Raw genomic sequence first — 22,613 nt, 5'->3', positions numbered from 1 at the left:
CTGGATGTGCTGCGGGTACTGGCGGGCCATGACGTGCCGAGCGCGGGCTTTACCGTCGGGCAGTTGCGCCTGCCCCGCGCGGCGCTGTCGGTGCTGGCGGGCTGCTGCTTTGGTCTGGGCGGGCGGCGTTTCAGGTGATGCTGCGCAACCCCCGGCCAGCCCCGACATCATCGGCATCAGTTCCGGCGCCAGCGCGGCGGCGGTTTTCGCGATCATCAGCCTGTCGCTGAACGGCCCCGTCGTGTCGGTGATCGCGGTGACCGGCGGGCTTGGCGTCGCCTTGCTGATCCGGCTGCTGGCCGGGCGCGGCGGGGCTGCCGGAACCCGGCTGATCCTTGTCGGTATCGGCATGGCCGCGATGCTGAACAGCTTCATCGCCTATATCCTGTCCAGCGCCCCCGCTTGGGACCTGCAAGAGGCGACGCGCTGGCTGATCGGATCGGTCGACGGCGCGCGCCCGGCGCAGGTGCTGCCCGTGGCGCTTGGGCTGGTCGTGCTGGGCGGGATGCTGCTGTCGCGCAACCGCGATCTGGAAACGCTGAGGCTGGGCGAGGATACCGCCGCCGCCCTTGGCACCCGCACGGGCGGCCTGCGCGTCACGGTGATCCTTTGCGCGGTCGGCATGATCGCCATCGCGACCGCCGTGGCCGGGCCGATTTGCTTTGTCGCCTTTCTGTCGGGCCCCATCGCGGCCCGGATCATCGGCAACAGCGGCCCGGTGCTGATCCCCGCCGCGCTGACCGGCGCGCTGCTGGTGCTGGTCGGCGACTATTGCGGCCAGTTCCTGCTGCCCGGCCGCTATCCGGTCGGCATCGTCACATGGCGCCCTGGGCGCGCCCTACCTGATCTATCTCATCATCCGGGTGAACCGGACCGGAGGCTCGTTATGAACCCCCATCAGCTTTCTGCGCGCCGGCTTTCGGCGGGTTACGGCGACCGCGCCATCATCTCGGGTCTGGATCTGGACATCCTGCCGGGCGAGATCACGGTGATCGTCGGGCCGAATGCGTGCGGGAAATCGACGCTGCTGCGCACCATGTCGCGGCTGTTGCGCCCTCAGTGGCGGGCAGGTGTTGCTGGACGGGAAATCCGTCCATGCCACGGCCCCGCGCGCGCTGGCCTCGGCACCCTTGGCCTGCTGCCGCAATCGCCCGTCGCGCCCGAAGGGATCACGGTATCCGATCTGGTCAGCCGGGGCCGCCACCCGCATCACGGCATGCTGTCGCGCTGGACCACCCGCGATGACGAGGCCGTGGCCGAGGCCCTGCAGGCCACGCAGACCCTGGATCTGGCCGAGCGCCCGGTTGATGAGCTGTCGGGCGGCCAGCGCCAGCGCGTCTGGATCGCGATGGCGCTGGCGCAGCAGACCCACCTGCTTTTGCTGGACGAGCCGACGACATTTCTGGACATCACCCATCAGGTCGAGGTTCTGGACCTGCTCTGCGACCTGAACGCCGCGCGCGGCACAACCATCGTGATGGTGCTGCATGACCCGGATCTGGCGGCGCGCTATGCCGACCGGCTGATCGTCATGGCTGCGGGCCAGATCGAGGCTGCGGGCACCGCCGAGGAGGCCCTGACCCAGGACAACCTGCACCGCGTCTTTGGACCGGACAGCCGGATCATCACCGATCCGACCTCTGGCCGCCCGATCATGCCGCCGATCGGGCGGCACCGGATGGCGGGCGGGACGGGGTAGCCCTGCCCCGCCATCCGGTCCGACGCGATCCGTTATCGTCGTGGCCAGCGGGCGGTCGGCGACCCTGCGCTGAGCGCCCACGATCCGTTGGGCGGGCTGCGGCGGGTTCGACCCGCTACCCCTGCCCCATCTGCGGAACCAGTTGTATCCCGGCCTGCGATGCCGCCTTGCGGTCAAAGGTATAGGTCGCGCGACACCCGGCATCACGGGCGGCCAGCGCGATCATCTGATCGGAAAAGCCCGGCCCGCCCTGCCGGTAACGCTCGACCGCCAACCCCACGCGGTCGGGGTTTTCGACGGTGATTTCCCGCGCCGCCAGCAAGCCGTCCAGCGCGGCGGCGATATCGCGGCGCGGCTGGCCATAGGCGCGTTCCAGCACCCAGACCAGTTCCACCATCACCTCGCGCGACAGATAGCCCGGCGCATCGGCGCTGAGCGTGGCGAAAAGCGCATTGGCCCGCGCCGCTTGCAGCGGATCGTCCTGCACCAGAAATCGCAGGACGACATTCGTATCCAGCGCGATCATGCCTTGCGCGCGGCGGCGGCTATCGCCTCGTCCATCTGTTCCAGCGTGACGGGCGGGCCGTCGTGGCGCAGCATCCCGGCCAGTTCGGCGACGGGCCGCGTCCGCATCAGGCGCACCTGCCCGTCGTCCAGAATGACATAGCGCAGCCGGTCGCCCGGCCCGATCTCCAACGCCTCGCGGACAGATTTGGGCAGGGTCGTCTGGCCCTTGATCGTGATGGTCGATTCGGTCATGCTGGCACCAATGCGGATTCAGGTATCGCATTACATATAGCGTTTTCGGCGGAAATCTTCAACCGCGGTGGCACCTTGCAGCCCACCGATACCCTGGCCCCGCCGCAAAAGGCTTGCACGAATCTGTCTTTCGATAAATAGTCACGAAAAACGCCATTCAAACGATAAAAAGCGTGAACACGACGTGAGCGGGCAGAGCATGAGCAAGGATCGTTTTGCTCGAGGACCTGAATCGCGGTCATCAGGCAACATTCCGGAGTGCGCTGGCCAACCAGCTTGCACGCCCAACGCGAGAATCGCTGTTTCCGCCTGATGCCACTAAGCAGATGCGCAAGTTCACCTCGGGCGAGGCGGCCGCGCTGTTGGGGGTGAACGACAGCTACCTGCGCAAGCTGCATCTGGATGGCAAGGGCCCCTCGCCCGAAACCACGGCCGGCAACCGCCGGCTCTATTCGGTGCAGGATCTGCACGACCTGCGGCAACTGCTTGAAAAGACCGCCCGAAAGCCCGGAGATTATCTGCCCGGCCGGCGCGAAGGCGACCATCTGCAAATCATCGGCGTGATGAACTTCAAGGGCGGATCCGGCAAGACCACGACCGCGGCGCATCTGGCGCAGCGGCTAGCGCTGACCGGCTATCGCGTGCTGGCCATCGACCTGGACCCGCAGGCCTCGATGACGGCACTGCACGGGGTGCAGCCCGAATTCGACCTGCCCGACGGGGGCACGCTTTACGACGCGATCCGCTATGACGATCCGGCGCCGATCCAGGCGGTGATCCGCAAGACCTATATCCCCGGCCTGGACCTGATTCCCGGCAATCTCGAACTGATGGAGTTCGAGCATGAAACGCCCCGCGCCCTGGCCCAAGGCAATGCCGGGCTGTTCTTCTTCCGAGTGCGCGAGGCGCTGGCGCAGGTCGATGCCGATTACGACGTGGTGGTCATCGACTGTCCGCCGCAACTGGGTTTTCTGACCATGTCGGCGCTGTCGGCCGCGACCGGCGTGCTGGTCACCATCCACCCCGAGATGCTGGACGTGATGTCGATGAGCCAGTTCCTGCGCATGACCGCCGATCCTGATGGACGTGATCGCCGACAAGCGGCGCCGACATGTCGCATGACTGGATGCGCTACCTGCTGACCCGCTATGAGCCGACTCGGACGCGCCGCAAAACCGCATCGTGGCCTTTCTGCGCACGATGTATGGCGACAACGTGCTGAATGCGCCGATGCTGAAATCCACCGCGATTTCCGATGCCGGGCCTGACGAAGCAGACGCTGTACGAAGTCGAGCGTGCAGCGCATTCACCCGCGTCGACCTATGACCGCGCCATCGAAAGCCTGAATGCGGTCAACGACGAAATTTCCAGTTGATTCAACAGACTTGGAGGTCGGAAATGAGCGACAACAAGAAACGGCGCATGTCGCTGCTGGACAATCTGGCTGTCCGCGGGATGGCCCTGCCCCGGCCATCGACGGTGAACAACCGCGCGCTGCGTTCGGCGCGCGATGCGGTCGATGGCCACCGTATCTGGGAACTGGACCCCGAACAGATCGCCGATGACCGCACCGCCGACCGGCTGGACCCGGCGGATGTCGCGGATCTGCGCGCCTCGATCGAATCGGTGGGTCAGACGGTGCCGATCCTGGTGCGTCGCGACCCTGCGGATCCCGACCGCTACCTGCTGGTCTATGGCCGCCGCAGGCTGGAGGCGGTGCGTGGCTCCGACCGGGTCGACAAGGTCCGGGCGATGATTGCCACGATGGATGACACGGCCGCGATCTGCGCGCAAGCCTCTGAAAACACGGCAAGACGTGACCTGAGCTTTATTGAACGCGCCCTGTTTGCACAGGAATTGTCGGACAGCGGTTTCGGCACGCAATCCGAAATCGCCGAGGTTCTGAACCTGACCAAATCCGCGATTTCCATGGCGCTTGGCATTGCCCGCGCGATTGGCCGTGACCTGGCCCATGCCATCGGCCCCGCCCATGGCGTCGGGCGCCCCCGGTGGGAGGCGCTGGCCAGGGATCTGGAACAAAGCCCTGTCCCCCTGCCCGACCTGATGGCTGTGGCGGTCGAAACCCGCGCCGCGACCGATCCCGATGTTGCCGATCCTTCGGTTGCAGCGTTCGATGCGGTCACCCGTCGTTTACGAAAGGCGGCGATGGTGCCGGTCCCCCGGCCGGATGCCCCCGCCCTGCCCCTGTCGATTGCGGGCGCGGCGCAGGGCCGTATCCGGCGCACCAAGGATGGACTGCGCATGGACCTGACGATCGACGATCCGGAATTCGCGCTTTGGCTGCAGGAACAGGCCCAGGGCGCGATCACAGAGCTTCACACCCGATGGAAAAAACGGGGCTGAAGATGACGAAACCGAGCAGCAGCCAAGGAGGCACGTAACAGGCAAGAAAAAGGTCCCGCAAAGCATACACCTCACGAGACCCCTTTGATCGTAGCACATCCAAGGTAGTTCTCTGACGCCGCGACTGCAAGTCCCAGTGATCTGCAGAACGGGATTTTTTTGTCTTCGTGATGAAAAAATATGGACTATGTCCCTCTGACGTCCTTTCGGCGTCCGATCGATGCTGTCGTGATGCAACATCACAGCATCGCGGCGACGCCCATGCCCGCGCATGCCGTGAACAAATGGGATGCGCTGCGCGAGATCACCACCGCGCGCAAGCGGCTTGGCCTGACGGATCGCGACCTGACGGTTCTGCAGGCGCTGCTGAGCTTTCATCCCGGAACCGCGCTGGACGACCCGACGAAGCTGGTGGTCTTTCCTTCGAACCGCGCGATCTGCGAGAGGTTGAACGGCATGCCCTGTTCGACGATGCGCCGTCATCTGGCGCGGCTGATCGACAGCGGGCTGTTGCTGCGCCGCGACAGCCCGAACGGCAAACGCTATCAGCGCCGGATTGGCAATGAGGCCTTTGGCTTTGACCTGTCGCCGCTGGCCCGGCGTTTCGCGGAATTCGCCACCCTGGCGGAAAGCGTTCAGGCAGAGGCGCGGCAGATCGCCCATCTGCGCGAAACCATCCGTCTGATGCGTCGCGACCTGCTGGCACTGATCGAGGCGACAGAGGCATCCCCGGCCGCCATGACCCAGATCGACCAGCTTGCCACGATCCTGAGGCGGCAACTGGAGATTCCGGCGCTGGAACAGATCATCACGCGGCTGAAACTGCTGATCGACGAGCTGCGCCACGCGGCAAATATCGCCCCCGTCACCGCCGCAAAAACGGCTGAAATGGGCACCACCGACAGCCAGAATGAGCAGCACCAACAGAGATCAAATAATAATCCTATTGAATCTGAAAAGGGCTGTGAACAGGTTGATGCGGCCAATGCAGAGCCAGATTTGCCGCTGAGCCTGATTGCTTCGGCCTGTCCGGAAGTCTTTGGCTATGCGCAACATCCCGTGCGGCATTGGCATGGATTTGTCGATCTGGTCGAAAAGGTCAGGCCGATGATGGGGATTGCGACGCAGGTCTGGCAGGACGCGAAGCAGGTAATGGGCATTGAAAATGCGGCGGTGACTTTGGCCGCAATGCTGCAAAGGTTCGGTGAAATCCGATCAGCGGGCGCCTATTTGCGGATCTTGACGGCCAAGGCCCGGGATGGCGGGTTTTCTGTCCGGCCGATGGTGATGGCGGCCTTGCGGCGCGAACCGGGGATGAGTTCACAGCTGTGAACTTTCAGCGCCGTCCGGTTTCATCGGGTAAGGGCAGATGCCGGATCGGTCCCGCGCATCCGGCCAGATCGGAATCACTGGTCAGCAGCAGCATGCCATCCGTCAGCGCCTGTGCCAGCAGGATTCCCGCGAAATGGGGCAGGCCAAAATGGGGCAGGGCGGTCAGGCCGCTGCAATGCTGCCCGGTGACGGCCAGTTCCGCATAGCCATTCGCCAGCAGCGCCGCGCGAAAAATACCGGGGTCGATATCGGCCCTTGCCGACGCAGGGCTACATGCGATTTCCCAGATCGACGCCGCGCTGAACCACAGATCATGCGCCGGATCAGATATCATCCGCACAGCCTCTGACGGCAGGCGCTCCGGTGCGGATGCGGCGAACAGCAGCAGATGCGTGTCGATCAGCAGCTTCATGAATCCGCCTTGTGGCCGGGCAGGGGAATGTTGCGATCCCATGCCGTTGGAACAGCGAACTGATCCTGCAAAAAGCCAAGACGACGCGGCGGCGCGACATCAATGGCCGTGACCTGAACAGCGGGCTTCCCCGCGCGGGCGATGATGAAGGGCTGGCCCTTTTCCGCCTCTTCGATCAGCCGCGACAGATGTGTCTTGGCCTCGTGCATGTTCACGGTTTTCATCGCAGCACCTGACTTAGTTTACTTAGCTTAGTTTTATATGATCCGCATTTCAACGGGCAGCCGACATGGACCGCATCTGTCCGATTTGCGGCGATCCGTTGAAATGACATCATCCTTCTGACCCGCTGGCCAAGGCTTTGCGCAAGGATTAGACCATCACCACAGCCACCCGTTGCAGGAGCAGACATGGCCGAGAAAGACATGGCGGATCGCAAAATCACCCTGGCGCTAAACGGCTTTGGCAGGATCGGGCGCTCGATCCTGCGCATCCTGTCCCTGGGCGGCCATGACGATCTGGAGCTGGTGCTGATCAACGATATCGAGCCGCTGGAAAACTGCGCCTATCTGTTCGAATATGACAGCGTGTTCGGCCCCTGGCGCGGCAGCGTCGAAACCCGCGACGGCCATCTGGTCGTGGACGGGCGGGCGATCCCGTTCCACTCTGTCCCCGATCTGCGCCAGCTTGACCTGACCGGGGTCGATGTCGTTCTGGAATGCACCGGCATGGCGGGGTCGCGGGCGACGGTCGAACGCGGATTGCAGGCGGGGGCGGCGCGGGTGCTGATTTCCGGGCCGTCGAAGGATGCCGATGTGACCGTGGTTCTTGGCGCGAATGACGCGGATCTGGGGCGGCAGGGGATCGTGTCGAACGCGTCATGCACGACGAATGCGCTGGCGCCCTTGCTGAAGCTGCTGGATGGCCGCTTTGGCATCCTGTCGGGGCAGATGACGACCGTGCATTGCTATACCGGCAGCCAGCCCACCGTCGACAAGCCGCGCGGGGATGCGGCGCGGTCGCGGGCGGCGGCGCTGTCGATGGTGCCCACGACGACCAGCGCGGGCCGGTTGATCGGAACGGTTCTGCCGCATCTGGCCGGGCGGGTGTCGGCGCGGGCGATCCGGGTGCCGACGGCCAGCGTGTCCTGCATCGACCTGACCATCGCGACCGGGCAGCCGGCTTCGGTTCAGGCGGTGAATACCTTGCTGCGCGAGGCGGCCGAGACCTCGCCGATCTTTGGCTGGACGGAAAAGCCGCTGGTGTCCAGCGATCTGCGGGCGCGGCCGGAATCCATCGTGATGTCGGGGCTGGAAACCTCGGTCGCGGGCGGGCTGACGCGGGTGTTCGGCTGGTATGACAACGAATGGGGTTTTTCCAACCGGATGCTGGATATGGCGCGGCGGATGGGGTAGGCGGCTCTCAACCCGCAGAATGACGGATTGATACAGGCTTGACCGGGACCAAAGACGCAAGCCCCAAAACGACAGGCCCCGGAACGACAGGCGTGATTGAGCTTGCCGCCCCCTTCGCCTATAAGGCCGCAACGATATCGCCGCCGGGGCAGGGCGCGGCAAAAGAAGGGGGCAGGCGGATGGAGCCGGAGGCGGCTGATTGTACGATCCGGTTGAGCGGGCTGCGGCTGGATATTTCGGGCCGCACGGTGCTGGGGCCGCTGGACCTGCAGGGCAATGCGCCGCGCATCGGCATCGTCGGGCGCAATGGTTCGGGCAAAAGCACGCTGGCGCGGCTGCTGGCGGGGCTGATCGCGCCGACATCCGGGCAGTTGACCATCGGCGGCGTCGATGTCCATGCCGACCGCCGCGCCGCGTTGCGCATGGTCGGCATCCTGTTTCAGAACCCCGAACATCAGATCATCTTTCCCATCGTGTCCGAAGAAATCGCCTTTGGCCTGCGCCAGCTTGGCGCCAGCCGCGATGAGGCGCTGGCCCGGACCGATGAGGTGCTGGCCCGTTTCGACCGGCTGCATTGGCGCGATGCCCCGGTTTCGGCGCTGTCGCAGGGGCAGAAACATCTGGTCTGCATCATGGCGGTGCTGGCCATGCGCCCGCGCCTGCTGATTCTGGATGAACCCTTTGCCGGACTGGACATTCCGACGCGGATGCAACTGACCCGGCATCTGGACGGCGCGGGGCTGAGGCTGCTGCATATCTCGCATGATCCGGCCGATCTGGCGGGCTATGACCAACTGTTCTGGCTGGATCGCGGCCGCATCGTTGCCAGCGGCGCGGCGGCGCCGATCCTGTCCGATTTCACCGCCGAAATGCAGCGTTTGGGGCATCTTGATGATCTCGCTGATCTCTCCTGTTAGGACGCGGGCGCATGGCTGGCCGGCGGGGGCCAAGCTGGCGGCGCTATGTGTGGTTTCGACCGCGCTGTTCCTGACCGGCAATCCGTGGGTCCATGCGGGGGCGCTGGCTGCGGTTCTGGTCGGCTATGCGCTGCCGGGGCGGGAATTCCTGCGCGCGGGGCTGCGCGGGTTGCGGTTGCTGCTGCCCTTTGTCGTGATCGTGCTGCTGTGGCATCTGGTGACGCGCGATCTGGCGACGGGGGTGGTGATCTGCCTGCGCATGGCGACGGTCGTGGCGCTGGCCAATCTGGTGACCATGACCACGCGGCTGGACCAGATGATCGAGGTCCTGCGCAGCCTGACCGCGCCCCTCCGCCGCATCGGTCTGCCGGTGCATCTGCTGGACACGGCGATTCCGCTGATGATCCGCTTTACCCCGGTGCTGGTCACGCGCGCGCAGGCGCTGGCACTGGCATGGCGGGCGCGGGCGATCCGCAGGCCGGGCTGGCGGCTGATCCTGCCCCTGACGCTGCAGGCGCTGGACGACGCCGATCACGTTGCCGAGGCTTTACGCGCAAGGGGCGGGCCGCTATGCCCGGAACAGAATTCGCACCTGACGTAAGGGAAACCCGACAAGGGAACCCTCAGGCAGAGACACAGGGCAAATACAGGAAGGGAAATCTCATGGAACGCAATATCGCCCATATCGCGCTGTTCGCCGCGCTGATCGCGGCGCTTGGGCTGGTGCCGCCGATCGCGCTTGGCTTTGGCGTGCCGATCTCGGCGCAGCCGCTTGGGGTGATGCTGGCCGGGGCCGTGCTGGGCGCAAGGCGCGGTGCGGCGGCGGTCGGCCTGTTTGTCCTGCTGGTCGCGCTTGGCCTGCCCCTGCTGGTGGGCGGTCGCGGGGGGCTGGGCGTCTTTGCCACGCCGACGGCGGGCTTTGTGCTGGGCTTTCCGGTCGCGGCCTTCGTGACGGGCCTTTTCGTCGAACATGTCCGCATCCGTCCTGCCGGTCTGGCCGCCGGGCTTGGTTCGGTTCTGGGCGGGATCGTGGTGCTGTATGCGATGGGGATCGTCGGGATCGCCATCAACGCGGACAAGGCCTCGGCCGAATCGGCGGTGCTGGTTCTGGTCTTTGTCCCCGGCGATCTGCTGAAGGCCGCGATCACCGGCATGCTGGTTCAGGCGATCGCCCGCACCCGCCCGCAGACGCTGGCATGGCACCACGCCCCGGCGGGGCAGGGCGATATCCGCCTGTGAGCCCTGAGGCGGCTGACGACTGGTTCACGGCCTGCGCGGACCCCGGATCGTCGCGGGGGCGCGCGACCAGAACCGGCTCCGCCGTCGCGGCGCTGCTGGACTGCATCCACCAGCGCCACGGCATCCACGCCAGCCATGACGACCCGCCCCTGCGCCCGGTCGCGGGGCGGGCGGTGGTGATGTGCCAGACCTCGGGGTCGGGCGGGCGCAGCAAGACGATCCTGCGCAGCCAGCGCTCTTGGATCGCCAGCTTTCGCGTCAATCGGCAGGTCTTTGGCCTTGGCCCCGCCGACCGCTATGCGGTTCTGGGCGCGCCTGGTCATTCGCTGGCGCTGTATGGCGCGGTCGAGGCCCTGCATCTGGGCGCCGCCCTGGCCGTTCTGGCCGGCGACAGCCCGCGCAGCCAGTTGGATCAGTTGCAGGGTTGCACGGTGCTTTACGCGACGCCGACGCAGCTCTTGCGGTTGCAGATGGTGGGGCAGGGCAGGGTGCTGCCCGCGCTGCGCCATGTCTTTTGCGGCGGGGGCAGGCTGGATGCGGCCTGTCGGCAGGGCATGGCGCGGCTGTGCCCGAATGCGGTGCTGCGCGAATTCTATGGCGCCTCGGAAACCAGTTTCGCGACGCTGGCGGATGAAACGACGCCGCCCGGATCGGTCGGCCGGGCCTATCCGGGCGTGCGGCTGCGCATCGGCACGGGTGGGCAGATCTGGATCGCCAGCCCCTATCTGGCCATGTCCTATGCCGAGCCCGACGCGCCGCCCTTTTGCCGCGATGGCGATTTCATCACCGTGGGCGATATCGGGCATCTGGACGGCGATGGGAACCTGTTCCTGCAGGGCCGCCAGAACCGCATGGTCACCGTCGCCGACCGCAATCTGTTTCTTGAGGATGTCGAATCCGTCCTGATCGGCGCGGGTGCGGGGCCGAGCGCGGTGATTGCGCTGCCCGATCCGCTGCGCGGTCACGCGATCATCGCCGTGGTCGAGGGGCCGGGCAGCGACGATCACGCCCGCGCCCTGCGCCGCGCCTGCCGCGCAGCCCTGGGAGATCACGCCGCCCCGCGCCGCATCCATTTTCTGGAGCGGATGCCGCTGCTGCCCTCGGGCAAGCCCGACCTTGCCCGGCTGACGCGGCAGTTCGCGCCATGACCGGGCAGGGGGATGCGGGCGACACCGCGTTGCGGCGGGTCCGTCCTGCGGCGGCATGGCCCGTTCCTGCCCGTTCGCCCCGCGTGGCGCCGCTGCCTTGTGGCATGTCGCAGGGGCGCTTTCGCGCATCCAAACCGCGTTTCGGGGTGAAAAACCCTGCCGCCTTGCCTGTTCCAGAATGGGGCCATGCGGCAGATCGCAGGGGTTCTTTCGCGCGGCAATACCATGCCAAACGCCGGAAAGTCCCTGTCAGGATACCTGTTGCCGGCCTTCCGGATCGACGGCCCTTCTGAACAGCGGGCAGGGCGCCCGGTAATCTCTGACGCGGATTCTGTCCTTGCCGGAAACAATGCGCATCGCGCCGCGTCGCATGTCGTGACGGCGGGGCAAAGGGCGCGGGCCTGTCGCAGCCGTGAAGACCCTTCGACGGTTGTCGCAGTTCCCGAAACGGTCGCGACGCATGCGCCATCCCGCGCAGGCGTGGCATGACCCGGCGCAGCGTCATCGCCGCCGCCCGCCGCAGCGCCGTCATGCCGCGCGGCGGGGCCTTTGCGCGACTGGAGGTTCACGATCTGGCCGCCCCGGTCATTCGGGCGCTGCTGCGGGACGCGGATCTTGCCCCGGACCGGGTGGATGAGCTGATCCTGTCCAATGCGCTTGGCGGTGGCGGCAATCCGGCGCGGGTGGCGGCGCTGGCGGCGGGGCTGCCCCTGCGCGTCGCCGGGCTGAGCATCGACCGGCAATGCTGCGGCGGGCTGGACGCGATCGTGCAGGGCGATGCGCTGATCCGCGCCGGGCTGGCCGATATCGTGATCGCCGGCGGGGCAGAAAGCTATTCCCGCCGCCCCCTGCGCCTGCGCACCGACCCCGACGGCGGAGAGGCCCGGGCCTATGACCGCCCCCCCTTACCCCTCGCCCGACCGCGACCCCGAGATGGTTCAGGCCGCCGAGGCGCTGACCCTGCGCATGGGGATCTCGCGCGCGGATCAGGATGATTGGGCGATGGCCAGCCATGCCCGCGCCATTGCCGCGCGGGGGCGGATGCGGGCGGAAATCGTGCCGGTTGCGGGGCAGGAGCATGATGGTTTCGCCCGTATCATGCAGCCCCGCACCTGCGCCCGCGCCCCGGTGCTGGCGGGCAGCATCACCGCCGCGAATACCGCCGTCGCCGCCGATGGCGCGGGGTTTTGTCTGCTGATGTCGGCGGATCTGGCGCGCAGGCGGGGGCTTTCGGGGCCTGTGGTTCTGGCCGGGGCGACGGTGGGCGATGCGCCGGAATGGCCCGGTCTGGCCCCTGTCGCGGCGATTGGCGTCGCGCTGGCGCGCGCCGCATTGCGTCCCGCGGCGCTGGATCATGTCGAGATCATGGAGGCCTTTGCCGTGCAGGCCATCGCCTGCATCCGCGGCGCGGGCCTGCCCGAAAGCCGCGTGAATGCGGGCGGCGGGGCCTTGGCGCGGGGGCATCCGATCGGTGCATCCGGCGCGGTCAATGCGGTGCGGCTGGTCCATGAGATGCGGGGCAGGGGCAGGGGGCCGGGGGCAGGGGAGACCGGCCTGGCTGCGATTGCGGCGGCCGGAGGGCTGGGGACGGCGCTGGTGCTGTCATCATGACCGTTCTGGCGACGCGCTGGCGCGCGCCGCGTTGCGTCCCGCGGTGCGGGGGTGATTCAGAAGCCGCGAAAGCTGGTGAAATCGGGCAGTTCGGCGCGGTCCGTGCGGAACCGGTTTTCCGGCGCCTGCGGGTCGGGATGGCCAAGGGCGATGCCGCAGACGACCATCTCATCGCCCGGCAGGGCCAGCGCCTGATGGATCTGCGGGCCGTAATTGGCCATGGCGCCGATGCCGCTGGCGCCAAGCCCGCGCGCTTCGGCAGCCATCAGGAAGGCCATCAGGCTCATCCCCAGATCCATGAAACAGCCCGCGCCCATGCGGCGGTCGATGGTGACGATCACCCCCACCGGCGCGCCGAAAAGGCGTAATTGCGGCGGAACTGCCGCTTGCGCCCGTCCAGATCGCGGCGCTGGATGCCAAGCGCCTGATAGAGCGCATAGCCCGCCGCGCGTTGCCGCGCCTTGAGATGCGGGGCATCGGCTCGGGGAAATAGCTGTATTCGCGGGCCTGCGGCGCATCTGCGTCGATCGCCCGGTCCAGCGCGGCGGTCAGCGCGCGCAGGGGGCGCCGGTCAGGACGTGATAATGGCCCGGCTGCAGGTTCGCGCCACTGGGGGCGGTGCGGGCCAGACGGCAGATCTCTTGCACATCCGCCAGCGTCACCGGCCGGTCCAGATAGGCCCGGACCGAGCGGCGGCGGCGCAGCAGATCATCGACCCCCTGAATTGCCAACCCCTGCATCGCCTAGTTCTTGCGCAGCGCATTCAGCAGCGCCGCGCCAAGCGCGCCGGGCTGGTCGGGGGTCGCGGGCTTTGCCTGCGCGGGCTGGCGGTTGCCTTTCGGCCCCTTGGGCGTCGCGGGGCCGCGGGCATTGCGCCCCTCGGCTGCGCTGGCGCCGCCGTCCTTGCGCATGGTCAGGGCGATGCGTTTGCGCGCGATATCGACCTCGGTCACGCGGACGCGGACGACATCGCCCGCCTTGACCACCTCATGCGGGTCCTTGACGAAACGGTCGGCAAGCTGGCTGATATGGACCAGCCCGTCCTGATGCACCCCGATATCGACAAAGGCGCCAAAGGCGGCGACATTGGTCACCGTGCCTTCCAGCGCCATGCCGGGGCGCAGATCCCTGATATCCTCGACCCCGTCGGCAAAGCTTGCCGTCACGAAATCGGGGCGGGGGTCGCGGCCGGGCTTTTCCAGTTCCGCCAGAATGTCGCGCACGGTGGGCAGGCCGAATTTATCGTCAACGTAATCTTCGGCGCGCAGGCCGCGCAGCGCGGCGGGCTGGCCCATGATCTGGCGGATATCGCGCCCGCAGGCCTGAATGATGCGGCGGGCGACACCATAAGCCTCGGGGTGGACGGAGGAGGCATCCAGCGGCTCGTCCCCGTCGCGGATGCGCAGGAAACCGGCGGCCTGTTCAAAGGCACGGGGCCAAGGCCCGCGACCTTCAGCAGCGCCTTGCGTGATGGGAACGCGCCATGCGCATCGCGGTGGCTGACGATGGCCAGCGCCAGCGACGGGCCAAGCCCCACGACATGCGCCAGCAAGGATGCCGAGGCCGTATTCAGATCGACGCCGACGCCGTTCACCGCATCCTCGACCACGGATGCCAGCGCGCGGGTCAGTTGGCGCTGGTCCACGTCATGCTGATACTGGCCGACGCCGATGGATTCGGGCGGGATCTTGACCAGTTCGGCCAAGGGATCCTGCAACCGCCGGGCGATGGAGGCCGCACCGCGCAAGCTGACATCCAGATCGGGGAATTCCCGCGCCGCCAGTTCGGATGCCGAATAGACCGAGGCCCCGGCTTCGGACACGACCACCTTGGTCGGGGCCTTGACGGTTTTCGGCAGGCGTTTCAGCACCTCGGCAACCAGACGTTCGGTTTCGCGGCTGGCGGTGCCGTTGCCGATGGCGATCAGGTCGATATCGTGGTGCGCGATCAGGGCCAGCAGCGCGGCCTGCGCGCCCTGAACGTCCATTTTCGGTTGAAAGGGATAGATCGTCGTGGTTTCGACCAGCTTGCCGGTGGCATCGACGACCGCGACCTTGATCCCGGTGCGGATGCCCGGATCCAGACCGATGGTGGCGCGGGGACCGGCGGGCGCCGACAGCAAGAGATCGCGCAGATTGCGGGCAAAGACCTTGATCGCGTCTTCATGCGCGCGGCGGCGCAGCTCGGTCAAAAGGTCGACATACATCGCGTTCAGCAGCCGCACCCGCCACGCCCAACCCGCGACATTGCGCAGCCATTGGTCGCCGTGGCGGTCGCCCAATTGGCCCAAGGCCGCCGCAACCATGCGTTCGGCGCGGGGCGTGCCGGTTTCGGGGTCAGGGGCGATGTCGATGGTGACGATTTCTTCCTTGGCGGCGCGCAGCACGGCCAGCGCCCGGTGCGACGGCATGTCGGCCCATTTTTCGCGATGATCGAAATAGTCGGAAAACTTGGCCCCCGCCTCTTCCTTGCCGGGCTGGACGCGGACCGTGACCATTGCCTCTGCGCGCATGAAATCGCGCAACCCGCCCAGAAGCGTGGCGTTTTCGGAAAGCTCCTCGACCAGAATGTCGCGGGCGCCGTCCAGCGCGGTTTTCGTGTCGGTGACGGCTTCGGTGAGATAGCTCGCCGCAGCGACCGCCGGGTCGGCGGCGCGGTCGTCCTGAATGGCACGCAGCAGGGTTCCAGACCGTTTTCGCGGGCGATCATCGCCTTGGTGCGGCGCTTGGGCTTGTAGGGCAGATACAGGTCTTCCAGCGTCGATTTCGTTTCGGCACCGGCGATCTGGCGGGCCAGATCATCGGTCAGCTTGCCCTGTTCGCGGATGGATTTGACGATGGCCTCGCGGCGCTGTTCCAATTCGCGCAGATAGGTCAGCCGCTCGGACAGGTTGCGTAGCTGCGTGTCGTCAAGGCCCTCCGTCACCTCTTTGCGGTAGCGCGCGACAAAGGGCACGGTCGCGCCGCCATCCAGCAATTCGACCGCCGCCGTGACCTGCCCCGGCGCGGCCCCGATTTCGGCGGCGATCAGGCGGGCGATGCGGGCGGCGGTATCCATGTGTCATTCCTGCTGCGAATAGGTCAGGGTCCGGTCATAGCGCAGCGGGGCGCGGCGATCCAGTGTCGGCCAGACCTTCAGCAGGTCAAGCAGCGGATCGAACGCATACATCGCCGCGCGCCGGCCCGAGGCGGGCTCGATGGTGTGCAGCAGCCCCGTCTCGACCAGCCGCCGCGACAGCGCGCGGGCCGAGGACGCGGGCATGCCGGACCTTTCGACGAAACGGTCGTTGCGGAAAATCGGGCTGGCAAAGACGAAATCCAGCGCCTGATCGTGATATTGCGAATTCAGCGCCTCGCGAAAGCGTTCGCGCATCGCGCCATGCAGGTGAAAGATCGCATCGGCGGTCTGGATGTTGACCGTCGCCTGCGCATGCATCGCCCGCAGAAAGAAGGTGACCCAACCCGTCCAGTCGCCCCCTGCCGAAACCCGGCGCATCCGTTCGATATATTCGTCCTTATGCGTTTCGAAATAGCCCGAGACGAAAAAGTTCGGCTGATGCAGCACGCCCAGCTTCCACAGCATCAGGGTGATCAGCATCCGGCCAATCCGGCCATTGCCATCCTCGAACGGGTGCAGCGCCTCGAATTCGACATGGGCGATGGCGGTGCGGATCAGCGGGCGCATGGTGCCGTGATTGATGTAATGCACCAGTTCGGCCATGGCCGGGGCAAGCTGTTCGGGGGCAATCGGGACATAATGGATCCGCCCCCGGCGTTCGTCCCCGATGTAATTCTGTTCGACCTTGTAGCTGCCGGGGCGTTTGCGCGCGCCGCGCCCAGAGGACAGCAGTTGCTGATGTGCCGTGCGGATCAGATGTTCGCCAAGCGGCATGCCTTCGGCCAGCGCCTGCTGCGCATTGCGCAGGGCGCGCGAATACAGAAAGGTTTCGATATCGTCATTGCGCGCCTCGCGGTAGGGGTCGGCGCTGCCTGCATCCTCTTCGGCCTCGATGCGGTAAAGTTCCTCGATGGTGGAAATCGTGCCCTCGATCCGCGAGGATGTGATGGCGTCCTGACGGCGCAGCGGGGCCAGAAACAATTCGCTGTTGACCATGCCCGACATCTTGGCGTCGTAACGCGCCAGCGAGGCAGCGGCGTCCTCCAGCGGGCCAAGCAATGCCTCGTAATCCAGCCGGGGCGGGGGAAAGGTGCCGGTGTGATAGGTGACGGCATCTGTCAGGTCAAAGGGTTTGGCGATCATTTCAGGGCTGATCCTGTCGGCAAAGCGGCTTGATGCCAGGTTAGTGGCGTCAAACCCGTTTGACAACGAAATATGGCGAAATCCTGTTGTCAAACAGGTTTGCCGTCAGCCGCCTGTCATCAAACCTGTTTGATGGCGAAAAAACGGCGATGGCTGACGTCAAGTGCAATACGGCGCTGGAAAGGCGCATGAAAAAGGGGCGGGTCCTGCGGCCCGCCCCATGTCGCGTTCGCTGAAATCAGGGCAGGATCCGCGCCGCGCCCTTGTCCGCGGATGAGGCAAAGGCCGCATAGGCGCGCAGCGCCGTCGTCACGCGGCGGGCGCGGGTTCGGCGGGTTGCCAGCCCTTGGCGTCCTGTTCGCTGCCGCGGCGGTCCAGTTCGCCCTGATCGACGACAAGGCTGATCGCGCGGTTGGGGATGTCGATTTCGATGATGTCGCCGTCGCGCACCAGACCGATGGTGCCGCCCTGCGCCGCCTCGGGCGAGACATGGCCGATCGACAGACCCGAGGTGCCGCCCGAAAACCGCCCGTCGGTGATCAGCGCGCAGGCCTTGCCCAGACCGCGCGACTTCAGGTAGCTGGTCGGATACAGCATTTCCTGCATCCCCGGCCCGCCCTTTGGTCCCTCATAGCGGATGACGACGACGTCGCCCGCGTTGACCTTTTTGCCCAGAATGCCCTTGACCGCGTCATCCTGGCTTTCAAAGACAACGGCGGGGCCGGTGAATTTCAGGATGCTTTCATCGACGCCCGCGGTTTTGACGATGCAGCCGTCCAGCGCGACATTGCCGCGCAGCACGGCCAGACCGCCATCCTTGGAAAACGGGTGCTGGGTCGAGCGGATCACGCCCTTTTCGCGGTCCACGTCCAGATCGGGCCACAGCGATGCCTGCGAGAACGCGACCTGCGTCGGCACCCCGCCCGGCGCGGCCGGGAACACCTCGCGCGCCTCGGGCAGGTTCGACTGCGCGATGTCCCATTTCGCCAGCGCGGCGCCCATGGTCGGCTCGTCCACGGTGCAGCAGTCGCGGTTGATCAAGCCGCCCCGGTCCAGCTCTCCCAGAATGCCCATGACGCCGCCGGCGCGATGCACGTCCTCCATATGGATGCCCGCGATATTCGGGGCGACCTTGCACAGGCAGGGGACGCGGCGCGACAGCGCGTCGATGGCGGCCATGTCGAAATCGACCTCGCCCTCATGCGCGATGGCCAGCAGGTGCAGGACGGTGTTCGTCGACCCGCCCATGGCGATATCCAGCGCCATGGCATTGTCGAATGCGGCGCGGCTGGCGATGGAACGCGGCAGCACGGTCGCGTCGTCCTGTTCGTAATAGCGCCGCGCCAGATCGACGATCAGACGGCCCGATTTCAAAAACAGGTTCTTGCGGAAGGCATGTGTGGCGAGGGTCGAGCCATTGCCCGGCAGCGCAAGGCCAAGCGCCTCGGCCAGACAGTTCATCGAATTCGCCGTGAACATGCCCGAACAGGACCCGCAGGTCGGGCAGGCCGAGCGTTCGATCGCGGTTACGTCTTCGTCGGTCACGCGCTCATCGGCGGCGGCGACCATCGCATCGACCAGATCCAGCGCCACGGTGCGGCCGTCGCCAAGCGTGACCTTGCCTGCCTCCATCGGGCCGCCGGACACGAAGATCGCGGGGATGTTCAGGCGCATGGCGGCCATCAGCATCCCCGGCGTGATCTTGTCGCAGTTGGAAATGCACACCATCGCATCGGCGCAATGGGCATTGACCATATATTCGACGCTGTCGGCGATGATCTCTCGCGAGGGCAGAGAATAGAGCATCCCGTCATGGCCCATGGCGATCCCGTCATCGACGGCGATGGTGTTGAATTCCTTGGCGACGCCGCCCGCATCCTCGATTTCGCGCGCGACCATCTGGCCCAGATCCTTCAGGTGGACATGGCCCGGCACGAATTGCGTGAACGAATTCACCACCGCGATGATCGGCTTGCCGAAATCCCCGTCCTTCATGCACGGTGGCGCGCCACAGGCCGCGCGCGCCCGCCATGTTGCGGCCGTGGGTGGTGGTTCTGGAACGGTAAGTTGGCATTCTGGCTGACTCTTCGATCTTGTGCCGGTCCGGCGGGGCGGGCTGGCGCGCATGTCTATCGGGCAAACCGGGCCGGGGCAGGGATGCCGAATCCGGCGGCAGGACGTGGCTTATCAGGTCCGAAAGGGAAAGTTCAGTCGGAAAAGCATCGCAAAACCGTCTTAGAAGGGCAGGGCCAGCGGCACCAGCGCGACGGTGACGGCCAGGGTGATCACGACCAGCGGCGCACCGATCCGCAGGAAATCGCCAAAGCGGTAATTCCCTGGCTCCAGCACCAGCGTATTCACCGGCGAGGAGATCGGGGTCAGGAACGCGGCCGATGACGCCATCGCCACCGTCATCACGAACGGATAGGGCGAGTGTCCCGCAGATCCGCCGCCAGCGCCAGCGCGACCGGCCTCCATCAGGACCGCCGTCGCGGTGTTGGAAATGAACAGCCCCATCAGGACCGTCGCCATGAAGACCGCGGCCAGCGCCAGATGCAGGCTGCCCGTCCCGACCAGCAGGCGCGCAGCGCGCTGGCGGCCAGATCGACGCCGCCCGTCTCTTGCAGGGCGATGGAACAAGGGCAGCATGCCGACGATCAGCACAAGGCTGGGCCAGTGGATCGCGCGATAGGCGGCGGCCATGTCGATGCAGCGGCACAGCCCCAGAAGCAGGCAGCCGATCAGCGCGGCCAGCAGGTTCGGCACCGCGCCCGTGACCATCAGCCCCACGGTCAGCGCCAGAATCGCCAGCGCGGGCAGGGCGGCGTGGGTGGCCGGACGACCTCGTCCAGTTCACGGGGGCAGGTCGAGGATGACCAGTTCGCGGCCGTGGGCGCAGCGCCAGAATGTTCTTCCACGGGCCGACGGCCAGCAGGGTATCGCCGGCGCGCAGCGCGTGATGGGCGGCCGGGCCGCACGGCGGTTAATCGCGGCGCAGCCTCGACGATCGCCAGCCCGAGCGGCTGGCGAAAGCGGCTTTGCGCCGGGGTCTGCCCGACCAGGGGACGCCGGGGCGCATCGATCGGCTCGGACCACGCCGATTTCCTGCGCGTGATCGCTGAAATACCGCCCCGAAACCGGCATCGGCCGCAGGTCCAGCGCCCGGCACATCGCCTGCATGCTCGGCCGAGGGGTCGAGCATCGTCCAGAAACAGCGACGTCCTCCGGCCTGCAAGACGCTGTCGGCGGCGGGGTTGCAGCAGCCTGCGGCCAGCAGCCAGCGCCGCGCTGATGCCCGGAGAATGTCGATGCCCTGGCGTTGCCCTCAGGTCAAGCTGGTCCAGCGACCTGCCGATCAGGGCTGACCATTGCCCGACCAGAATGCGCAATTCGCGGATCCGCCAGCCCGTAGCTGTCGATCCAGCTCGGCCGGGCGGGGCCCGACCTGCGGCGCGGCGGTGCCGCCCGCCGCCAGCCAGCGCCGCGCCACCAGCATATAGCCCACGGCCAGCGCCAGCACCGGCAGGCCAAAGGGGGTGATGTCAAAGAACCCGAAACCCGCGCGCCCTGACGCTGCAACAGGCTGTCCAGCACCAGATTGGGCGCGGTGGCGACCAGCGTCATCATGCCGCTGATCAGCGCCGCGACCGACAGCGGCATCATCAGCCGCCCCGGCGACGTGCCGATGCGCGCGGCGATGCGCAGCACGACGGGGATGAAGATCGCCACCACCCCGGTCGAGCTCATGAAGGCGCCGATCAGCGCCGTGCTGGCCATCAGCAGGGCGATCAGGCCGCCCTTCCTGAGGCGCCCGCCCGCGCGATCAGCCCGTCGTCGACGGCGTGCGGCGATGCCGGTGCGCACCAGCGCCTCGCCCGACGACGAACAGCGCGGCGATCAGCAGATATTGAAGTCGCTGAAACCGGAGAGCGCTCGTCCAGCGTGACGATGCCGGTCAGGGGCAGGGCGGTCAGCATCAGGATCGCCACGACATGGCGCGCGCGGCCGGTTCAGCGCGAACATCGCGACCGCAGCGGAGAGCAGCGCCAGAGTGATGGCCAGATCCATGTTCATGATAAGGCGCCCCTCTCCGTCGCCGCCGCCGCCCGCTGATCCGCAACCGGCCCAAGGCGCGAGGGCTGTTGCCGCAAGCCAATAGGCGATCCGCGCGCGAAACACGAACCCCGCACCGTCGGGGCGGTTCGGCATAAGGGGGTGGGGTGCGGTCGGTCGGCAAGGTCATGACCCCCCTGACCTTAACCCGCACACAGCGCGGCGCGATGAACCGGCCCGCCGCCCCTGTCCGCCACCCGCGACGCCGCCATGTCGCCCTCTGCCCCGGCAGGACGGGCGGCAGGACGACCGCGACGGCTGGCCAGCCGCTGATGGTGTCGTCGGATCGCGTCCCGCCCTGCCCGATCTGTCGGGAATACCCGGCATGGCTGGCCCGTCATGTCCGATGGCTGCCTCTGCGGCGGTTCCGCACATGTCCTCTGATAACCGCCATGGCCCTGATCCGGGCCGGCGGCATCCGGTGCAAGCTATCCGCCCTGCGCCAGATGGTCGAACAGGCTTCGGGCGACGGGGGACAGCGGGGTGTCCTCGCGCTGGCACAGGCGACAGGTGGCGGCGGCCCGTGGTCGGACAGGGGGTGATGGCGATGCCGCCGGCGGGCTGCAGGCGCGGCGGGCGGCGGCTTCGGGGATGATCGCGATGCCCACGCCCGCCCCGACCATCCGGCAGATCGCGTCGAAGCTGCGCAGCCGCAGCCGGTGGCGCAGCGTGATCCCCATCGCGGCGGCCTGCGCGGCGACATGATCGTGCAGCGCGCTGTCCGACAGGGCGATGAACTAGCGCCCCGCCAGATCGGCCAGACGGATCCGGGGCAGGGCGGCGGCCTCGTCCTGCGGCGGGGTGACGACGACCAGCCGGTCCTCGGCAGGCGGCGCAGCAGCAGCCCGCGTCCAGCGCCGCCGCATGCGACAGGATGTCGATATCGGCGAAACCGGCCAGAATGCTGCGGGCGATTTCGGTGCTCTGGCGTTCCTTCAGGTCCAGATCGACGCGGATTGCGCGCCAGCCACTCCGGCTGCGTGCTGCGGCAGCAGCTCGGACAGAGCGGCCGTATTCGCCAACAGCCGCAGCGTCGCGCGCGGCCCCGTCGCATGATCGCCCAGTTCCGAACGCATCAGCAGCATCTGGCGCTGGATCAGGCGGGCGTGATGGGCCAGCTGCCTCGCCCGCCTCGGTCAGGGAGACGCCGCGCCGGCCGCGCTCCAGCAGGCGCAACCCGCCCGACTGTTCCATCTGGCGCAGCTCTTCACTGGCGGCGGGCAGCGACAGCTCGGCATCCGCCGCGCCATGGGTGATGCTGCCGCGTTCGGCCACGGCAAGAAACAGGCGAAGGTCGGTCAGGTCAAAGCGCATGGCGCCAGCATAGACCCCAAACAGCCTTCG

General features: G+C 66.9%; 24 protein-coding genes and 3 pseudogenes. 12 read left to right on the top strand and 15 right to left on the bottom strand.

What is annotated here, in order from left to right; genetic code table 11:
• Positions 1-6: 6 nt before the first annotated feature.
• Together PE067_RS00225 and PE067_RS00220 are read left to right on the top strand one after the other, a co-directional pair.
• Entirely contained in the window at positions 7-138 is a 132-nt protein-coding gene (locus PE067_RS00225; protein ID WP_276187283.1) for a hypothetical protein, read from the top strand.
• The gene (locus PE067_RS00220; protein WP_276187282.1) at positions 110-1,699 is read left to right on the top strand and encodes an iron chelate uptake ABC transporter family permease subunit; all 1,590 of its coding nucleotides are present in this window, start codon (positions 110-112) and stop codon (positions 1,697-1,699) included. The genes PE067_RS00225 and PE067_RS00220 overlap by 29 nt, the downstream gene beginning before the upstream one ends.
• Positions 1,700-1,814: 115 nt before the next feature.
• Here PE067_RS00220 and PE067_RS00215 read toward each other — a convergent pair whose 3' ends face one another.
• Positions 1,815-2,225, bottom strand: a complete 411-nt coding sequence (locus PE067_RS00215) for a type II toxin-antitoxin system VapC family toxin (RefSeq protein ID WP_276187281.1) — start codon at positions 2,223-2,225, stop codon at positions 1,815-1,817.
• Positions 2,222-2,458 (bottom strand): type II toxin-antitoxin system PrlF family antitoxin, encoded by a 237-nt coding sequence (locus PE067_RS00210; RefSeq protein ID WP_276187280.1) that lies wholly within the window; start codon positions 2,456-2,458, stop codon positions 2,222-2,224. Before PE067_RS00210 ends, PE067_RS00215 begins: the two co-directional genes overlap by 4 nt.
• A gap of 240 nt (positions 2,459-2,698) precedes the next feature.
• On the opposite strand from PE067_RS00210, the pseudogene repA reads away from it, so the two are divergent.
• The 3 genes and pseudogenes from repA to repC all read left to right on the top strand — a co-directional run bounded on the left by repA (position 2,699) and on the right by repC (position 6,154).
• Positions 2,699-3,833: pseudogene (gene repA / locus PE067_RS00205) on the top strand (plasmid partitioning protein RepA).
• A 23-nt stretch (positions 3,834-3,856) separates the two neighbouring features.
• Positions 3,857-4,822, top strand: a complete 966-nt coding sequence (repB, locus tag PE067_RS00200; RefSeq protein WP_276187279.1) for a plasmid partitioning protein RepB — start codon at positions 3,857-3,859, stop codon at positions 4,820-4,822.
• Positions 4,823-5,002: 180 nt separating this feature from the next.
• Positions 5,003-6,154: a plasmid replication protein RepC gene (gene repC, locus PE067_RS00195; protein ID WP_276187278.1), complete on the top strand. Its 1,152-nt coding sequence runs from the start codon at positions 5,003-5,005 to the stop codon at positions 6,152-6,154.
• A 4-nt stretch (positions 6,155-6,158) separates the two neighbouring features.
• Here repC and PE067_RS00190 read toward each other — a convergent pair whose 3' ends face one another.
• Both PE067_RS00190 and PE067_RS00185 read right to left on the bottom strand, forming a co-directional pair.
• Positions 6,159-6,566 carry a type II toxin-antitoxin system VapC family toxin gene (locus tag PE067_RS00190; protein WP_276187277.1) on the bottom strand — a complete coding sequence of 136 codons (408 nt, stop codon included), beginning with the start codon at positions 6,564-6,566 and terminating at the stop codon, positions 6,159-6,161.
• On the bottom strand, positions 6,563-6,790 hold the full coding sequence (locus PE067_RS00185) for a type II toxin-antitoxin system prevent-host-death family antitoxin (RefSeq protein ID WP_276187276.1): 228 nt from the start codon (positions 6,788-6,790) through the stop codon (positions 6,563-6,565). Before PE067_RS00185 ends, PE067_RS00190 begins: the two co-directional genes overlap by 4 nt.
• A 201-nt stretch (positions 6,791-6,991) precedes the next feature.
• Between PE067_RS00185 and PE067_RS00180 the strand changes: the two genes are divergently transcribed.
• The 7 genes from PE067_RS00180 (at position 6,992) to PE067_RS21680 (ending at position 12,896) form a co-directional block, all read left to right on the top strand.
• A complete protein-coding gene (locus PE067_RS00180; protein WP_276187297.1) occupies positions 6,992-7,981 on the top strand; it encodes a glyceraldehyde 3-phosphate dehydrogenase NAD-binding domain-containing protein in 990 nt (329 codons plus the stop codon).
• Positions 7,982-8,160: 179 nt separating this feature from the next.
• The gene (locus PE067_RS00175) at positions 8,161-8,898 is read left to right on the top strand and encodes an ABC transporter ATP-binding protein (protein ID WP_276187296.1); all 738 of its coding nucleotides are present in this window, start codon (positions 8,161-8,163) and stop codon (positions 8,896-8,898) included.
• A complete protein-coding gene (locus PE067_RS00170) occupies positions 8,873-9,499 on the top strand; it encodes an energy-coupling factor transporter transmembrane protein EcfT (protein ID WP_276187275.1) in 627 nt (208 codons plus the stop codon). The genes PE067_RS00175 and PE067_RS00170 overlap by 26 nt, the downstream gene beginning before the upstream one ends.
• 62 nt (positions 9,500-9,561) lie before the next feature.
• Positions 9,562-10,137 carry a biotin transporter BioY gene (locus PE067_RS00165; protein ID WP_276187274.1) on the top strand — a complete coding sequence of 192 codons (576 nt, stop codon included), beginning with the start codon at positions 9,562-9,564 and terminating at the stop codon, positions 10,135-10,137.
• A complete protein-coding gene (locus tag PE067_RS00160; protein ID WP_276187273.1) occupies positions 10,134-11,285 on the top strand; it encodes an AMP-binding protein in 1,152 nt (383 codons plus the stop codon). Before PE067_RS00165 ends, PE067_RS00160 begins: the two co-directional genes overlap by 4 nt.
• Before the next feature lie 485 nt (positions 11,286-11,770).
• Positions 11,771-12,280: a hypothetical protein gene (locus PE067_RS21685; RefSeq protein WP_346429626.1), complete on the top strand. Its 510-nt coding sequence runs from the start codon at positions 11,771-11,773 to the stop codon at positions 12,278-12,280.
• The gene (locus PE067_RS21680) at positions 12,177-12,896 is read left to right on the top strand and encodes a hypothetical protein (protein ID WP_346429625.1); all 720 of its coding nucleotides are present in this window, start codon (positions 12,177-12,179) and stop codon (positions 12,894-12,896) included. Before PE067_RS21685 ends, PE067_RS21680 begins: the two co-directional genes overlap by 104 nt.
• 56 nt (positions 12,897-12,952) lie before the next feature.
• On the opposite strand, the gene PE067_RS00150 is transcribed toward PE067_RS21680, so the two are convergent.
• The 11 genes and pseudogenes from PE067_RS00150 to PE067_RS00100 form a co-directional block, all read right to left on the bottom strand.
• Positions 12,953-13,414, bottom strand: coding sequence for a nitroreductase family protein (locus tag PE067_RS00150; protein WP_276187272.1), 462 nt, complete (start codon positions 13,412-13,414; stop codon positions 12,953-12,955).
• A gap of 30 nt (positions 13,415-13,444) precedes the next feature.
• The gene (locus tag PE067_RS00145) at positions 13,445-13,636 is read right to left on the bottom strand and encodes a nitroreductase family protein (protein ID WP_276187271.1); all 192 of its coding nucleotides are present in this window, start codon (positions 13,634-13,636) and stop codon (positions 13,445-13,447) included.
• A gap of 3 nt (positions 13,637-13,639) precedes the next feature.
• A pseudogene (locus tag PE067_RS00140) lies at positions 13,640-15,953 on the bottom strand (Tex family protein).
• Between the two features lie 3 nt (positions 15,954-15,956).
• Positions 15,957-17,156 (bottom strand): Fic family protein, encoded by a 1,200-nt coding sequence (locus PE067_RS00135; protein WP_276187270.1) that lies wholly within the window; start codon positions 17,154-17,156, stop codon positions 15,957-15,959.
• A 238-nt stretch (positions 17,157-17,394) separates the two neighbouring features.
• Positions 17,395-19,230: pseudogene (ilvD, locus tag PE067_RS00130) on the bottom strand (dihydroxy-acid dehydratase).
• A gap of 161 nt (positions 19,231-19,391) precedes the next feature.
• Complete coding sequence (locus PE067_RS00125) at positions 19,392-19,976, bottom strand: SLC13 family permease (protein ID WP_346429630.1); 585 nt, start codon at positions 19,974-19,976, stop codon at positions 19,392-19,394.
• 510 nt (positions 19,977-20,486) lie between these two features.
• Complete coding sequence (locus PE067_RS00120) at positions 20,487-21,020, bottom strand: SLC13 family permease (protein WP_276187269.1); 534 nt, start codon at positions 21,018-21,020, stop codon at positions 20,487-20,489.
• 33 nt (positions 21,021-21,053) lie between these two features.
• Positions 21,054-21,230 (bottom strand): hypothetical protein, encoded by a 177-nt coding sequence (locus tag PE067_RS00115; protein ID WP_276187268.1) that lies wholly within the window; start codon positions 21,228-21,230, stop codon positions 21,054-21,056.
• Positions 21,231-21,697: 467 nt separating this feature from the next.
• The gene (locus tag PE067_RS00110; RefSeq protein ID WP_276187294.1) at positions 21,698-21,982 is read right to left on the bottom strand and encodes a LysR substrate-binding domain-containing protein; all 285 of its coding nucleotides are present in this window, start codon (positions 21,980-21,982) and stop codon (positions 21,698-21,700) included.
• 24 nt (positions 21,983-22,006) lie between these two features.
• Complete coding sequence (locus PE067_RS00105) at positions 22,007-22,135, bottom strand: hypothetical protein (protein WP_276187267.1); 129 nt, start codon at positions 22,133-22,135, stop codon at positions 22,007-22,009.
• Positions 22,136-22,204: 69 nt separating this feature from the next.
• Positions 22,205-22,354, bottom strand: a complete 150-nt coding sequence (locus PE067_RS00100) for a hypothetical protein (protein ID WP_276187266.1) — start codon at positions 22,352-22,354, stop codon at positions 22,205-22,207.
• Positions 22,355-22,613 lie beyond the last annotated feature (259 nt).

The organism is Paracoccus sp. DMF-8 (assembly GCF_029309835.1).
Classification (GTDB): Bacteria; Pseudomonadota; Alphaproteobacteria; order Rhodobacterales; family Rhodobacteraceae; genus Paracoccus.
Note: the sequence above shows the minus strand (reverse complement) of the source record. Positions and strands in the feature narration are given on the sequence as shown.

Coding starts and splice junctions, on each gene's coding strand:
- PE067_RS00215 (WP_276187281.1), bottom strand. CDS start 2,225: ATGATCGCGCTGGATACGAATGTCGTCCTGCGATTTCTGGTGCAGGAC.
- PE067_RS00210 (WP_276187280.1), bottom strand. CDS start 2,458: ATGACCGAATCGACCATCACGATCAAGGGCCAGACGACCCTGCCCAAA.
- repB (WP_276187279.1), top strand. CDS start 3,857: ATGAGCGACAACAAGAAACGGCGCATGTCGCTGCTGGACAATCTGGCT.
- repC (WP_276187278.1), top strand. CDS start 5,003: ATGGACTATGTCCCTCTGACGTCCTTTCGGCGTCCGATCGATGCTGTC.
- PE067_RS00190 (WP_276187277.1), bottom strand. CDS start 6,566: ATGAAGCTGCTGATCGACACGCATCTGCTGCTGTTCGCCGCATCCGCA.
- PE067_RS00185 (WP_276187276.1), bottom strand. CDS start 6,790: ATGAAAACCGTGAACATGCACGAGGCCAAGACACATCTGTCGCGGCTG.
- PE067_RS00180 (WP_276187297.1), top strand. CDS start 6,992: ATGGCGGATCGCAAAATCACCCTGGCGCTAAACGGCTTTGGCAGGATC.
- PE067_RS00175 (WP_276187296.1), top strand. CDS start 8,161: ATGGAGCCGGAGGCGGCTGATTGTACGATCCGGTTGAGCGGGCTGCGG.
- PE067_RS00170 (WP_276187275.1), top strand. CDS start 8,873: ATGATCTCGCTGATCTCTCCTGTTAGGACGCGGGCGCATGGCTGGCCG.
- PE067_RS00165 (WP_276187274.1), top strand. CDS start 9,562: ATGGAACGCAATATCGCCCATATCGCGCTGTTCGCCGCGCTGATCGCG.
- PE067_RS21685 (WP_346429626.1), top strand. CDS start 11,771: ATGACCCGGCGCAGCGTCATCGCCGCCGCCCGCCGCAGCGCCGTCATG.
- PE067_RS21680 (WP_346429625.1), top strand. CDS start 12,177: ATGACCGCCCCCCCTTACCCCTCGCCCGACCGCGACCCCGAGATGGTT.
- PE067_RS00150 (WP_276187272.1), bottom strand. CDS start 13,414: ATGCGCCGCAGGCCCGCGAATACAGCTATTTCCCCGAGCCGATGCCCC.
- PE067_RS00145 (WP_276187271.1), bottom strand. CDS start 13,636: ATGCAGGGGTTGGCAATTCAGGGGGTCGATGATCTGCTGCGCCGCCGC.
- PE067_RS00135 (WP_276187270.1), bottom strand. CDS start 17,156: ATGATCGCCAAACCCTTTGACCTGACAGATGCCGTCACCTATCACACC.
- PE067_RS00115 (WP_276187268.1), bottom strand. CDS start 21,230: ATGAACATGGATCTGGCCATCACTCTGGCGCTGCTCTCCGCTGCGGTC.
- PE067_RS00105 (WP_276187267.1), bottom strand. CDS start 22,135: ATGCGGCGGCGCTGGACGCGGGCTGCTGCTGCGCCGCCTGCCGAGGAC.
- PE067_RS00100 (WP_276187266.1), bottom strand. CDS start 22,354: ATGCTGCTGATGCGTTCGGAACTGGGCGATCATGCGACGGGGCCGCGC.